General features: G+C 63.2%; 8 protein-coding genes. 6 read left to right on the top strand and 2 right to left on the bottom strand.

What is annotated here, in order from left to right; all coding sequences use genetic code 11:
- The 5 genes from VG99_RS16155 to VG99_RS06115 form a co-directional block, all read left to right on the top strand.
- Window positions 1-388: SPOR domain-containing protein (locus VG99_RS16155; protein ID WP_204216693.1), on the top strand; the 388-nt coding region annotated here is incomplete at its 5' end.
- Window positions 389-760: 372 nt separating this feature from the next.
- Window positions 761-5,209, top strand: a complete 4,449-nt coding sequence (gene gltB / locus VG99_RS06130; RefSeq protein ID WP_044498855.1) for a glutamate synthase large subunit — start codon at window positions 761-763, stop codon at window positions 5,207-5,209.
- A 93-nt stretch (window positions 5,210-5,302) separates the two neighbouring features.
- Window positions 5,303-6,721, top strand: coding sequence for an FAD-dependent oxidoreductase (locus tag VG99_RS06125; protein WP_044498854.1), 1,419 nt, complete (start codon window positions 5,303-5,305; stop codon window positions 6,719-6,721).
- 471 nt (window positions 6,722-7,192) lie between these two features.
- The gene (gene hemE, locus VG99_RS06120) at window positions 7,193-8,281 is read left to right on the top strand and encodes a uroporphyrinogen decarboxylase (RefSeq protein ID WP_044501475.1); all 1,089 of its coding nucleotides are present in this window, start codon (window positions 7,193-7,195) and stop codon (window positions 8,279-8,281) included.
- A gap of 33 nt (window positions 8,282-8,314) precedes the next feature.
- Window positions 8,315-9,592, top strand: a complete 1,278-nt coding sequence (locus VG99_RS06115; protein WP_044498853.1) for a bifunctional O-acetylhomoserine aminocarboxypropyltransferase/cysteine synthase — start codon at window positions 8,315-8,317, stop codon at window positions 9,590-9,592.
- Between the two features lie 89 nt (window positions 9,593-9,681).
- Here the strand turns inward: VG99_RS06115 and VG99_RS06110 are convergent, their stop codons facing one another.
- Together VG99_RS06110 and selO are read right to left on the bottom strand one after the other, a co-directional pair.
- Window positions 9,682-11,472: an SLC13 family permease gene (locus VG99_RS06110; RefSeq protein WP_044498851.1), complete on the bottom strand. Its 1,791-nt coding sequence runs from the start codon at window positions 11,470-11,472 to the stop codon at window positions 9,682-9,684.
- A 138-nt stretch (window positions 11,473-11,610) separates the two neighbouring features.
- A complete protein-coding gene (gene selO / locus VG99_RS06105; protein ID WP_044498850.1) occupies window positions 11,611-13,044 on the bottom strand; it encodes a protein adenylyltransferase SelO in 1,434 nt (477 codons plus the stop codon).
- A gap of 170 nt (window positions 13,045-13,214) precedes the next feature.
- On the opposite strand from selO, the gene VG99_RS06100 reads away from it, so the two are divergent.
- The gene (locus VG99_RS06100; RefSeq protein ID WP_044501474.1) at window positions 13,215-15,005 is read left to right on the top strand and encodes an acyl-CoA dehydrogenase C-terminal domain-containing protein; all 1,791 of its coding nucleotides are present in this window, start codon (window positions 13,215-13,217) and stop codon (window positions 15,003-15,005) included.
- Window positions 15,006-15,109 lie beyond the last annotated feature (104 nt).

Raw genomic sequence — 15,109 nt, 5'->3', positions numbered from 1 at the left:
ACCTGCGCCGGCTCCCCAGCCCGAGCCCGTGGCGGCTGCTGCGCCACCAACCGCTCCGCCCGCTACGTCGACCGCGCCCCGCGCCGCTGGCGGTGCCTACCATCAGGCGGACTGGTATCGGCAGCGTGCGGCCAGCGAGTACAGCTTGCAGCTGCTGGGTAGTCGTTCACGTCAGGCGGCGTTGGACTTCATCAAGGCGCAGTCGGGGGTGGCGGATCTGGGCTACTTCGAGACGGTCCATGAAGGCAAGCCCTGGTTTGTGGTGACCCAGGGCGCCTATCCCGGCCGCGCCCAGGCGCAGCAAGGGGCGGCGAAACTGCCCGAGGCGTTGCGCAAGCTCAATCCCTGGCCACGCAGCATCGGCAGCATCCAGCAGTCGCTGCGCTGAACGAACCCGTGGGGTGGCGTCTGTTCAGGCGCCGCCGCACGGCAGGTTCGTTCTCGCTCTACTCCCTGTTCCCCGCTCGCCCGAGCGGTCAACCTCCCTGGTAACACCAACTTAGCTATCTATTCCCGGCTTCGGCTGCCCTCTCGTGGTGCAGCAAAACACACCTCTGCACCATGCTGGTTCAAAAATTTTGCCGCATTAAAAAATGCATTCATTTTTACGACAGTTATATATGTTTTTGCGGCAAAAATAATTGTGGCGGCTGGGGCGCCTGTGTACAATCGAGCTCTCCCTTGCACCGTCAAGTCGCCTGTCCAGGGCGTCATATCGACAGCAAGTGCCTGAAATTCAAGGAAATATGCGAGCGTACCTATGACAGCAGGTCTCTATCAGCCTGATCAGTTCAGGGATAACTGTGGCTTCGGTTTGATTGCCCATATGCAGGGGCAGGCCAGCCATCATTTGCTGAAAACCGCCATCGAAGCGCTGACCTGCATGACCCACCGCGGCGGCATCAATGCCGATGGCAAGACCGGTGACGGCTGCGGTCTGCTGATCCAGATGCCCGACCGCTTCATGCGCGCCGTGGCGCAGGACGAGCTGGCCGTTGATCTGCCAGAGCAGTACGCCGTGGGGATGATCTTCACCGGCGTAGAAGAGGCGGCCCGCCAGCGCGCGCACCAGGCGTTCGCCACCGCCCTGGCCGATCAGCAGCTGCTGTCGCTGGGCTGGCGCACCGTGCCGGTGCAGGCCGACGTGCTGGGTCCGCTCGCATTGAGCAGCCAGCCCAATATCGAGCAGCTGTTCATCTCCGGGGAAGGCCTGGACGAGCAGCAGTTTGCGATCAAACTGTTCTACGTCCGCCGCCGGGCGGAGATCGCCATGCGCGACGACCCGGATTTCTATGTGTGCAGCCTGTCGGCCAAGGTGATGTCCTACAAGGGCCTGATGATGCCCGCCGACCTGGACAGCTTCTTCCCCGAGCTGGGCGATCCGCGTATGGAAACCGCCATCAGCGTATTCCACCAGCGGTTCTCTACCAACACGCTGCCGCGCTGGCCGCTGGCCCAGCCGTTCCGCCTGCTGGCGCATAACGGTGAGATCAACACCATCACCGCCAACCGCAACTGGGCCCATGCCAGGCGCAACAAGTTCACCAATGATTTACTGCCGAACCTGGACAGCCTGGCGCCTCTGGTGAATGTCACCGGGTCGGATTCGTCGAGCATGGACAACATGCTGGAGCTGCTGCTGGCCGGTGGCATGGACCTGTTCCGCGCCGTACGCATGGTGGTGCCGCCGGCCTGGCAGAACATGGAAACCATGGACGCCGACCTGCGCTCCTTCTATGAATTCAACTCCATGCATATGGAGGCCTGGGATGGCCCGGCGGGTATCGTGCTCACCGAAGGGCGCTATGCGGTCTGCCTGCTCGACCGCAACGGCCTGCGTCCGGCGCGCTACGTGATCACCGCCAACGGCTATATCACCCTGGCATCGGAAATCGGCGTGTGGAATTACCGTCCCGAAGATGTGGTCAGCAAGGGGCGGGTTGGCCCCGGTCAAATCCTCGCCGTGGATACCCACACTGGCGAAGTGCTGCATACCGATGAGGTAGACAGCCGCCTGAAATCGCGTCACCCCTACCGCAAGTGGCTCAAGCAACATGCCCTGCGGATCCAGGGCACGCTGGACGACCGCGACCAACGGGACGAGTTTCTGGCGCCCGAGGCGCTGCAGCAGTACATGAAGATGTTCCAGGTCACCTTCGAGGAGCGTGACCAGGTGCTGCGGCCGCTGGGCGAGAACGGCCAGGAAGCGGTCGGCTCCATGGGTGACGATACTCCCATGGCCGTGTTGTCCAGCCGGGTGCGTACCGTCTATGACTATTTCCGCCAGCAGTTCGCCCAGGTGACCAACCCGGCGATCGACCCGCTGCGCGAAGCGGTAGTCATGTCACTGGAAACATGCCTCGGCGCCGAGCGCAATGTCTTCGAGGAAACACCGGACCACGCCAACCGCGCGATCCTCAGCAGCCCGATCATCTCGCCGGCGAAATGGCGCACCCTGATGAACCTGGAGCGCCCCGGCTTTGCCCACCAGGTCATCGACCTGAATGTGAGCGCAGATGTGCCCCTGGCCGCTGCGGTAGCCGCCATCGCCGAACAGGCCGAGGCGGCCGTACGGGCCGGCAAGACCCTGCTGGTATTGAGCGACCGGGCCATCATCAAAGGCAAACTGCCGGTGCATGCGGCCCTGGCGGTCGGTGCGGTACACCATCACCTGATCGCCGCCGGCCTGCGCTGCGACTGCAATATCCTGGTGGACACCGCGACCGCCCGCGATCCACACCACTTTGCCGTGCTGATCGGCTTCGGCGCCTCGGCGGTCTATCCGTACCTGGCCTATGAGGTGCTGGCGGACCTGGTGCGCACCGGCGAGGTGATTGGCGACCTCTATGAAGTCTTCAAGGGTTATCGCAAGGGCATCTCCAAGGGGCTGTTGAAGATCCTGTCGAAGATGGGCATTTCCACCGTTGCCTCCTACCGGGGTGCGCAGCTGTTCGAAGCGGTCGGCCTGGCAGACGAAATCGTCGACCTGTGCTTCAAGGGCGTGCCCAGCCGCATCCAGGGCGCCCGTTTCAACGACCTGCAGGCCGAACAGGCGCTGCTGGCCGCCGAAGCCTGGAACCCGCGCAAGACCATTCAACAGGGCGGTTTGCTCAAGTTCGTGTACGGCGGCGAGTACCACGCCTACAACCCCGATATCGTACGGGCGCTGCAGGATGCGGTGCAGGGCGACAGCTATGACAAGTACCTGGAATATGCCGCCCTGGTGAACCAGCGCCCGGTGTCCACGCTGCGCGACCTGCTGCGCCTGCGGGATGACCAGACGCCGATCCCGCTGAGCGAGGTCGAACCACTGGAGTCGCTGTTCACGCGTTTCGACTCTGCGGGCATCTCCCTCGGCGCGTTGTCGCCGGAGGCCCACGAGGCCATTGCCGAGGCGATGAACCGCCTGGGCGCGCGCTCCAACTCCGGTGAGGGCGGGGAAGATCCGGCCCGTTACGGCAGCATCCGTACTTCCAAGATCAAGCAGATCGCCTCGGGCCGTTTCGGCGTGACCCCGGAATATCTGGTCAATGCCGAGGTACTGCAGATCAAGCTGGCCCAGGGCGCCAAGCCCGGTGAGGGCGGCCAGCTGCCCGGCGGTAAGGTCAACGAGCTGATCGCCCGGCTGCGCTATGCGGTGCCCGGCGTGACCCTGATCTCGCCGCCGCCGCACCATGACATCTACTCGATCGAGGACCTGGCCCAGCTGATTTTCGACCTCAAGCAGGTCAACCCGCAGGCCCTGGTATCGGTCAAGCTGGTCGCCGAACCTGGTGTGGGCACCATTGCTGCCGGGGTGGCCAAGGCCTACGCCGACCTGATCACCATCTCTGGCTACGACGGCGGCACCGGCGCGTCACCGCTGACCTCGATCAAATATGCCGGGTCACCCTGGGAGCTGGGGCTGTCCGAAGCCCACCAGACCCTGCGCGGTAACGACCTGCGCGGCAAAGTGCGGGTGCAGACCGATGGCGGCCTGAAAACGGGCCTGGACGTGATCAAGGCCGCGATCCTCGGCGCCGAAAGTTTCGGCTTCGGCACCGCGCCGATGATCGCCCTGGGCTGCAAATATCTGCGCATCTGCCACCTGAACAACTGCGCCACCGGCATTGCCACGCAGAACAAGAACCTGCGGGACAACCACTACATCGGCACGGTGCAGATGGTGATGAATTTCTTCACCTACGTCGCCACCGAGACCCGGGAATGGATGGCCAGGCTGGGCGTACGCGAGCTCAAGGACCTGATCGGCCACACCGACCTGCTGGAAATCCTGCCCGGCGCTACCGGCAAGCAGCAGGGGCTGGATCTGCGCCCGCTGCTGTTCAGCGATGCGGTACCGGCGGACAAGCCGCAGTACTGCCAGGTACCCGGCAATATGCCGTTCGACCAGGGCAACACCGCCGAGCAGATGGTGTCCATGGCCCGCGCCGCCATCGAAGGGGCGACCGGCGGGGAGTTCGAGCTGAGCCTGACCAACTGCGACCGCTCGATCGGGGCGCGGGTGTCCGGTGAAATCGCCCGGATTCACGGCAACCAGGGCATGAGCGGCGCGCCCATCACCTTCCGCTTCAGCGGTACCGCGGGCCAGAGTTTCGGCGTCTGGAACGCCGGGGGTCTGCACATGTACCTGCAGGGTGATGCCAATGATTACGTGGGCAAGGGCATGACCGGCGGCAAGCTGGTGATCACCCCGCCGGCGGGCAGCGCCTTCCGCTCCGAGCAGACAGCCATCATCGGTAATACCTGCCTCTATGGCGCCACAGGGGGCAAGCTGTTCGCCGCCGGGAGCGCCGGGGAGCGGTTTGCCGTGCGCAACTCCGGTTGCCATGCGGTGGTCGAGGGCGCGGGGGATCACTGCTGCGAATACATGACCGGCGGCATGGTCTGCGTGCTCGGCAAGACCGGCTACAACTTCGGTGCCGGCATGACCGGTGGTTTTGCCTATGTGCTGGACCTGGACAACAGCTTCTTCGACAAGCTCAACCACGAGTTGGTGGAACTGCAGCGCATCAGTGGTGAAGCCATGGAAGCCTATCGCAGCCACCTGACCCAGGTGCTGACCGAGTACGTTGCCGAAACCGGTAGCGCCTGGGGTGCCGAAGTGCTGGAGGATCTGGACAACCACATCCGCCGGTTCTGGCTGGTCAAGCCCAAGGCCGCAAGCCTGCGGGCGCTGCTGCGTACCACCCTGGCCAACCCGCAGTAAATCCTGGCGGCAGGCCCGCTGGCGGGCCTGTCCAGAAAGAATATCCGGCAATGCCGAGCATCCGAGACGGCGTTGCAGTAATGAGGTGCACCCATGGCAGACCGTCTGAATAACGACTTCCAGTTCATCGAAGTGGGCCGCAAGGACCCGAAGAAACGGCCGCTACGCCAGCGCAAGACGCGCTTTATCGAAATCAACGAGCCGTTCAAGCCGCTGGAAGCAGCCGAACAATCGCACCGCTGCCTGGAGTGCGGCAATCCGTATTGTGAATGGAAGTGCCCGGTGCACAACTTCATCCCCAACTGGCTGAAGCTGGTTGCCGAGGGCAATATCCTCGAGGCAGCGGAACTGTCGCACCAGACCAATACCCTGCCGGAGGTCTGCGGCCGCGTCTGCCCGCAGGACCGTCTGTGCGAAGGGGCCTGTACCCTGAATGACGACTTCGGCGCGGTCACCATCGGCTCGGTGGAGAAGTACATTACCGACACCGCCTTCGCCATGGGCTGGCGCCCTGACCTGTCGCAGGTAGTACCGACCGGCAAGCGCGTGGCGATCATCGGTGCCGGCCCTGCGGGGCTGGGCTGCGCTGATGTGCTGGCGCGGGCTGGGGTCAGCCCGGTGGTGTTCGACCGCAACCCCGAAATCGGGGGGCTGCTGACCTTCGGTATTCCCGAGTTCAAGCTGGAAAAAACCGTCATGTCCCGCCGCCGGGAAATCTTCACCGGGATGGGCATCGAGTTCCGCCTCAATACCGAGATCGGCCGGGACGTGACCGTGCAGCAGTTGCTGGAGGAGTACGACGCCGTCTTCATGGGCATGGGTACCTATACCTATATGAAGGGCGGCTTCCCGGGTGAAGACCTGCCGGGCGTACACGACGCGCTGGATTTCCTGGTGGCCAACGTCAACCGTAACCTGGGGTTCGAGAAGTCCGCCGAGGACTTCGTGGATATGCGCGGCAAGCGGGTAGTGGTGCTGGGCGGTGGCGACACCGCCATGGACTGCACCCGCACTTCGATCCGCCAGGGCGCCAGTTCGGTTACCTGTGCCTACCGCCGCGACGCGGAAAACATGCCCGGCTCGCGCAAGGAAGTGAAGAACGCCAAGGACGAAGGTGTCAAGTTCCTCTTCAACCGCCAGCCGGTGGCCATCGTCGGTGACGGCAAGGTCGAAGGCGTGAAGGTCATCGAGACCCGCCTCGGCGCCCCGGACGCCCGCGGTCGCCGCAGCCCCGAGCCGATTCCCGGCTCCGAGCAGATCCTGCCGGCCGACGCTGTGATCATCGCCTTCGGCTTCCGCCCCAGCCCGGCGGCCTGGTTCACCGACGTTGAAGTCGGCATCGATGAACAGGGCCGGGTGATCGCCCCCGAGCAGGCGCGGTACAAATTCCAGACCAGCAACCCCAAGGTGTTCGCCGGTGGCGATATGGTGCGCGGCTCGGATCTGGTGGTCACCGCGATCTGGGAAGGGCGCCAGGCCGCTGAGGGAATATTGGATTATCTCGAGGTGTGATGTGCTGGTTCAGTGGTGTCGATTGCTGTCGGATGGGGTTGGGTCATCGGTCTGGCCTGGCTTCGCAGACACGCCGTGAACCCATCCCTGGGGGCTCGTTGATGCCGTCCCTGGCATCAAACGGTCCGCGAAACCCGGCCAGACCGACAACCTGCGAGACGCTTGAGTGGCGGCGAGTTGGGTTTATGGGTTTGGCTTAAGGTCTGCACGGAGATGACGGGCAGCGGTTGCCGGCCGGGTTAGCTCGACCGTCGGTTGCCAAGGACGGCAACCGTGAGCCCCCACGGATGGGTTCACGGCGTGTCGAGCTGGCCCGACCGGTAACCGCAGTCCCTGCACACCACCCGTGCCCACACACGGCCCATACCTCACCGAAACTAAACCCGCCCGCGCCCCTTTGCCGCACCGCCCCTTATCTTCCCCGCGAGAACGGTTACAATGGCTGCATTTACGCCACTGGATACCGATTTCATGTCTGAATTGAAGAATGACCGTTTTCTGCGTGCGCTGCTGCGCCAGCCTGTCGATGTAACCCCCGTCTGGATGATGCGCCAGGCCGGCCGCTACCTGCCCGAATACCGCGCCTCCCGCGCCCGCGCCGGCGACTTCATGGGCCTGTGCATGAACCCGGAAATGGCCTGCGAGGTTACCCTGCAGCCGCTGGAGCGCTACCCGCTGGACGCGGCCATCCTGTTTTCCGACATCCTGACCATTCCCGACGCCATGGGCCTGGGCCTGCATTTCGAGACCGGTGAAGGTCCGAAATTCCGCAAGCGCATCGACACCCTCGCCGATATCGAAGCCCTGCCGATTCCCGATCCCCGCCAGGACCTGGGCTACGTCATGGACGCGGTCAGCACCATCCGCCGCGAACTCAACGGCCGCGTACCGCTGATCGGATTTTCCGGCAGCCCCTGGACCCTGGCCACCTACATGGTCGAAGGCGGCTCCTCCAAGGATTTCCGCAAGATCAAGGCGCTGATGTACGACCAGCCCGAAGCCGTACACCTGCTGCTCGACAAGCTGGCCCAGTCGGTCACCAGCTACCTGAACGAGCAGATCAAGTCCGGCGCCCAGGCGGTGCAGATCTTCGATACCTGGGGCGGCAACCTGTCCGCCGATGCATACCAGACGTTCTCCCTGGCCTACATGCGCAAGATCATCAGCGGCCTGATCCGCGAACACGATGGCCGCCGCGTGCCGGTGATCGTGTTCACCAAGAACGGTGGACTCTGGCTGGAAAGCATCGCCGACTGTGGCGCTGACGGTGTCGGCCTGGACTGGACCATGGATATCGGCGTTGCCCGCTCGCGGGTTGGATCCAAGGTTGCCCTGCAGGGCAACATGGACCCCACCGTGCTCTATGCCAACCCGCAGGCCATTCGTAATGAGGTCGAACGGATCCTGGCCAGCTACGGCAAGGGCACCGGCCACGTCTTCAACCTCGGCCACGGCATCACCCCGGAAGTGGACCCGGCCCATGCCGGCGTGTTCATCGAGGCGGTGCATGAACTGTCGGCGAAATACCATGATCCGAAGGCAGTCGTCGCCCAGGGCTGACGACTGCGGCAATTCACAAGGGAGACAACAACAATGAAGCTCGAAACCCTGGCAATCCACGCTGGCTACAGCCCCGACCCGACCACCAAGGCGGTGGCGGTGCCGATCTACCAGACCACCTCCTACGCGTTCGACAGCACCCAGCACGGGGCTGATCTGTTCGACCTGAAGGTGGCGGGTAACATCTACACGCGCATCACCAACCCGACCAATGCGGTGCTGGAGGAGCGGGTAGCGGCACTGGAAGGGGGCGTAGGCGCGCTGGCGGTGGCTTCCGGCATGGCGGCCATCACCTATGCGATCCAGACGCTGGCTGAGGTGGGCGACAATATCGTGTCCACCGCCAAGCTGTACGGCGGCACCTATAACCTGTTCGCCCACACCTTGCCGCGCCAGGGCATCGAGGTGCGCTTTGCACCCCACAATGACATTGCCGCGATGGAAGCGCTGATCGATGAGAACACCAAGGCGGTGTTCTGCGAATCGATCGGCAACCCCGCCGGTAACATCATCGATCTGCAGGCGCTGGCCGATGCGGCGCACCGCCACGGCGTGCCGCTGATCGTGGACAACACGGTGGCCACGCCGATCCTCTGCCGGCCCTTCGAGCATGGCGCGGATATCGTGGTGCACGCCCTGACCAAGTATATCGGCGGCCACGGCAACAGCCTGGGCGGCATGGTGGTGGATTCGGGCAAGTTTCCCTGGGCGGATAACAAGGACCGTTTCCCGCTGTTGAACACGCCGGACCCGTCCTACCACGGCGTGGTCTATACCGAGGCCTTTGGCCCGGCGGCCTTTATTGGCCGCTGCCGCGTGGTGCCGCTGCGCAACATGGGCGCGGCATTATCGCCATTCAATACCTTCCTGATCCTGCAGGGGCTGGAAACCCTGAGCCTGCGCATGGAGCGGCACTGTGAGAATGCGCAGAAGGTAGCTGAATACCTGCAGCAGCACCCACAGGTAGCCTGGGTGAAATACGCCGGCCTCAAGGATAACCCCGAGCACGAGCTGGCCCAGCGCTACATGGGCGGCAAGCCGGCGGCGATCCTGTCCTTCGGTATCAAGGGCGGCCAGGAAGCGGGTGCGCGCTTCATCGATGCGCTGCAGCTGGTGTTGCGGCTGGTGAATATCGGCGACGCCAAGTCACTGGCCTGTCATCCGGCCTCCACCACCCACCGGCAGCTGGACGATGAGGAACTGGAAAAAGCCGGCGTGCCGCGGGACCTGGTGCGCCTGTCGATCGGTATCGAGCATATCGACGACATTCTGGCTGACCTGGAGCAGGCGCTCGACGCTGCGAAGGCCTGATCAGGGCTTGGGGAGAGAGCCGGGTTTAATCCCGGCACCTGGGTTGAGGCTGACCTCGCTAGTCGAGATGGAACTCGGCCCTTCCCGCCTCAAGCGGGGAACAACGGCCAGAACAGCGGAATGATCACAGTCGCCGCCGCCCACATGATCAGGTTCAATGGCAGACCAATCCTCACGAAGTCAGTAAAGCGATAACCCCCGGCGCTGTAGACGAAGGTGTTGGTCTGGTAGCCGATCGGTGTGGCGAAGCTGGCGCTGGCGGCGAACATGACCGCCACGACGAAGGGCCGCGGGTCGGCCCCCAACTGGTGGGCCACGCCGATGGCGATCGGGGTCAGCAGCACGGCTACCGCATTGTTGCTGATGATTTCCGTGAGAATGGACGTCAGCAGATAGATGAATGACAGCATGAACAGCGGCCCGAGGATCGGTGACAGGGCCATGACCTGGCCTACGATACTGCCCACCAACCCCACCTTGTTCATTGCGATGCTGATCGCCAGCATGCCGAAGATCAGCGCCAGGATCTTCCAGTCGATCGACTTGTAGGCGTCCTCCACGTCCAGGCAGCCGGTCGCGACCACCACGGCGGCGGCGATGATCGCCAGGCCTTCAATGGGCATCACGCCCAACGCTGCCAACACCATGACGCTCAGTACCGCGATAATGGCAATCGGCGCCTTGTGGCGACGATAGGCCCGTTCCTGCACGGTATTGAGGCTGATCAGATCACCGTTGTCGGCAAACTTGCGGATCTGCGCCGGCGAGCCTTCCACCAGCATCACGTCACCGAACTGCAGCTCGAAGTCGTCCAGGTTGTCTTGAATGTGTTCGTCCTGGCGGTGCACTGCCAGCACATGGATACCGTAGCGGGCCGTGAGGTTGAGATCGCGCATGGGCCGGTTGATATAGCGTGAGCTGCGCGCGACGACGGCTTCGGCGAGGATCACGTCGCGGGTGGAAATGGTCTCGAAGCTCTGGTCACGGTTGAATTCGAGTACACCGGTCTGCCGCAGCTCGACGAAGTCGCGCACGTTGGCATGCAGTATCAGGCGATCGCCGGCGTTGAGTAGGGTGGTGTTGAGGGGCGTGCTCAGCTCATCGTCACCGCGAAACAATTTCAGCACCTGGATACCGCTGTCACCGTTGAGCTGGGCATCGGCGATGGTCTGGTTGACCATCGGTGAACCCTGGGGCACCAGCAGCTCGGTCATGAAGGTACGGCTGCGGGTAGGTCGCAGGCGTTCCGACAGGCTGTCGCGATCCGGCAGCAGGCGATTGCCGAACAGCATGATGAAGGCCAGGCCGATGGCGGCCATGATGGCGCCAGCCAGGGTGATTTCAAACATGCCGAAGGGCACCATGCCCTCGCTGCGCGCAACCCCGTCCACCAGGATGTTGGTCGAGGTGCCGATCATGGTCATGGTGCCGCCGAGGATGGTGGCGTAGGACAGCGGGATCAGCATCTTGGATGCCTTGCTGCCGACCTTGGCCGCGAGGGTAACGGCAACGGGCGTCAGGATGGCGACCACCGGGGTGTTATTGATGAAGGTGGATAACAGCATGGCGGTGATCAGCAGGGCAAACAGCATGCGGGTCGGGCTGGTACCGCCGATCCGTGCCAGCAGGCTGCCCAGTCGATCCACGCAGCCGGTGCGCTCCAGCGCGGCGGAGAGCACGAACATGCAGGCGATGGTGACCGGTGCACTGTTGGAGAGCACCCCCAGCACCTCGGCCGGCGTCAGCAGAGTACTGCCCAGAAGGAGCGCCACGGCGACACCCACGACGACGTCGGGGCTCAATTTCTCGCGGACAAAGGCGTACATCACCCAGCACAGCAGGGCGGCCACGCCGAGCATGGCTAGGGTATCCCAGTTCATCGGTACCTGAATCTCGTGTGAGGTATCGGTTCCGAAGCTGGAACCAGACTGGCGCTACCCTAAAGGGCGACGCTTAGTCTGTCCAAGACCTGATAATGATTTTCTTATTCCGTGCAGGCATAAGCATCAGGAGTCCGATCAGGAAGAGCAGCTGATCTCCAGCCGGCGGCCCCAGTCCGGGGGCGGCGCGGCATAAGCTTCCTGCCCCGGTTGACGGACAAACGGCTGGCGCAACACTTCATGTAACTGGCGCACCGGGTTGAAGTCGTTTTGCTCGGCGGCGCTGATGGCCTGCTGGGCCAGATAATTGCGCAGCACGTAGACCGGGTTGCAGGCCAGGCGTCCGGCCATGGCGCTGGTATCCCGGGCCTGTCGCGCCTGGTGCTGGCGCCACCACTGATCGAAGGTATCGCGGTCGATGAACTGATCGCGCGCGTTGGCGTCATCCTCGGCCAGCAGGCGCAGGGTGATGTGATAATCGCTGGCGCTGTCTTGCATCTGTTGCAACAAATGCTGCAGCAGTTCTTCGTCTTCCGGTTGCTCCCCGGCCCAGCCGAGGCGGGCGCGCATCAAGCGCATATATTCCGCCTGGTAGATAGGCATCGCCGTGGCCAACTCGGCCTTGAGCTGTTCCACCTCGACATAGGGCGTCAGTGCCTGGGCCAGGCAGGCGAGGTTCCAGTGGGCGATGGGCGGCTGCTGGTTGAAGGCATAGCGCCCGGCATGATCGGAATGGTTGCAGATATGCCCGGCATCGTAGTCATCGAGAAAGGCGTAGGGCCCGAAGTCGAAGGTGATGCCGAGGATCGACATGTTGTCGGTGTTCATTACGCCATGGCAGAAGCCGTACGCCTGCCAGCGGGCGACCATCTCCATGGTGCGGCGCAGTACCTGCCGGTACATGTCCAGCACCGGCTCGGCCGCCTGCTGGGATTCCGGATAGCAGGTCTGCAGGGTGAAGTCGACCAGCTGACGCAGGGCGTCATGTTGCTGGGTGTAATAGAAGAACTCGAAATGCCCGAAGCGGATATGCGAGGGCGCCAGCCGTAGCAGCATGGCGCCGCGCTCCTGGCGTTCCCGGTAGACCGGGTCATCGCCCACGGTAACGCAGAGTGCCCGGCTGCTGGGAATACCCAGGGCCGGCAGGGCTTCGGAAGCAAGAAACTCGCGGATCGATGAGCGCAGCACCGCGCGCCCGTCGCCCATCCGGGAGTAGGGGGTGCTGCCGGCGCCCTTGAGGTGCAGGTCCCAGTGCTCGCCCCGGGCGTTGATCACCTCACCCAGCAGCAGGCCCCGGCCATCACCCAGCTGCGGGTTGTAGACCCCGAACTGGTGGCCGGAATAGACCATGGCGCGGGGTTCGGAGGCGCTCCAGAGCTTGGCTCCGGAAAATACCTCGGTAAATAGCGGTGACTCCGCTTCGGCGGCATCCAGGTCGAGCAGTGCCATGGCGTCGAAGCTGCTGACCACCAGCTGGGGGTTGGTCAGGGGATCGGGCACCACCTTGCTGGAGAAAGTGTCTCCCAGGCGGGCGAAGCGGTTATCGAATTGCAGGTCGGCCAGAGTCGTCATAAGCACACCATCGAGGTGGGAAGACCTCCATGCTGCCTGCCTTATGCTGCTGTATCAAGCAGTGTAATGGTGAGTCGTTTCCGTTGACCGTCCAGTCAATGGGGCATTAAGGTCAAACGCCTGTATGAATAATGATCAGCTCACCGCTGCGCCTTCCCTTGGAGAACCCCATGCCCAGTTACACCGCTCCCCTGCGCGATATGCGCTTTGTGATGGACGAGGTATTCGATTTTGCCGCCAGCTACCAAGCCCATGGCCTCACGGATGCCACCCCGGACGTGGTCGATGCCGTCCTGGAAGAAAGCGCCAAGTTCGCCAGTGAAGTCCTGGCCCCGCTGAACCGCACCGGGGATGAGGAAGGCTGCCACTTCGAGAATGGCGTCGTCACCACCCCGAAGGGCTTCAAGGAAGCTTACCAGCAGTACGTCGACAACGGTTGGGCGGCGATGAGCGGCCCGGTGGAGTTCGGCGGCCAGGGCCTGCCGGCATCGCTGGGGCTGGTCGTTAACGAAATGACCGCCGCCGCCAACTACGCCTGGAACATGTACCCCGGCCTGACCCACGGCTGCGCCTCGGCCATTCGCGCCCATGGCACCCAGGAGCAGAAGGAGCTGTACCTGAACAAGCTGGTACCCGGCCACTGGACCGGCACCATGTGCCTGACCGAACCCCACTGCGGCACCGATCTGGGCCTGATCAAGACCCGCGCCGTGCCCCAGGCCGACGGCACCTATGCGGTCACCGGCACCAAGATCTTCATTTCCTCGGGCGAACATGACCTGGCCGAGAACATCGTCCACCTGGTGCTGGCCAAGCTGCCCGACGCACCCGCCGGCACCAAGGGTATCTCGCTGTTCATCGTGCCCAAGTTCCTGCCCGACGCCAATGGCGAGAAGGGCGAGCGCAACGGCGTGGTCTGTGGGTCCATCGAACACAAGATGGGCATCAAGGCCTCGGCCACCTGCGTGATGAATTTCGACGGTGCCACGGGCTTTCTGATCGGTGAGATCAACAGGGGCCTGAACTGCATGTTCACCATGATGAACGGCGCCCGCCTGGGTACCGGCATGCAGGGCCTCTGCCACGGCGAAGTCTCCTACCAGAATGCCGTCGCCTACGCCAAGGACCGTCTGCAGATGCGCTCTCTGTCCGGCCCGGCCGAACCGGAAAAGCCAGCCGATCCGATCATCGTGCACCCCGATGTGCGCCGCATGCTGCTGACCATGAAAGCCTTCAACGAAGGCAACCGCGCGCTGGCCTACTACACCGCCCAACTGCTGGACCAGGCGCATTACTCGAAAGACGAAGCCGTTCGCGCCAACGCCGAAGACCAACTCGCCTTCCTCACGCCCATCTGCAAGGCCTTCATGACCGATACCGGCCTGGAAGTGACCCTGCTGGGCATGCAGGTGTTCGGTGGCCACGGTTATATCCGTGAGTGGGGGCAGGAGCAGCAAGTGCGCGACTGCCGCATCGCACCGATCTACGAAGGGACCAATGGCATCCAGGCGCTGGACCTGCTGGGCCGCAAGGTGCTGATGAGCCAGGGCAAGCTGCTGCGCGCGTTTTCCAAGGAAGTGCACCTGTTCTGCCAGGCCAACGAAGGCCATGCGCAACTGGGTACCTACTTCAACAAACTCACCGCCCTGAATGCGCAGTGGGGCGAGCTGACCCAGAAGATCGCCGTCAAATCCATGCAGAACAAGGAAGAGGTTGGCGCTGCCGCTACCGATTTCTTGATGTTCTCCGGCTACGTGATCCATGCGTTCTTCTGGCTGAAGATGGCCGTTGTTGCCCAGCAGAAATTGGATGCCGGCAGCTCTGAAGCTAGTTTTTATCAGGCTAAACTGGCTACCCAGGAGTTCTACTTCAAGCGGCTGCTGCCTCGTGCTCACGCTCATGTCGAAGCGTTGGAGGCTGGGGCTGATAGCTTGATGGGGCTTACTGCTGAGCAGTTCTGAGCTTTTGAGTTGGGTAAGTTGCTGTGGGTGCGGGGCAGGGTCCTGGTGGGTATTACCCCACTTCAGAACTCGCACCCCGCCATCCATGGCGCTCGTGTGCGTCC

Origin of the sequence: Pseudomonas saudimassiliensis, from assembly GCF_000939975.1 — a bacterium.
Lineage (GTDB): Bacteria > Pseudomonadota > Gammaproteobacteria > Pseudomonadales > Pseudomonadaceae > Halopseudomonas > Halopseudomonas saudimassiliensis.
Note: the sequence above shows the minus strand (reverse complement) of the source record. Positions and strands in the feature narration are given on the sequence as shown.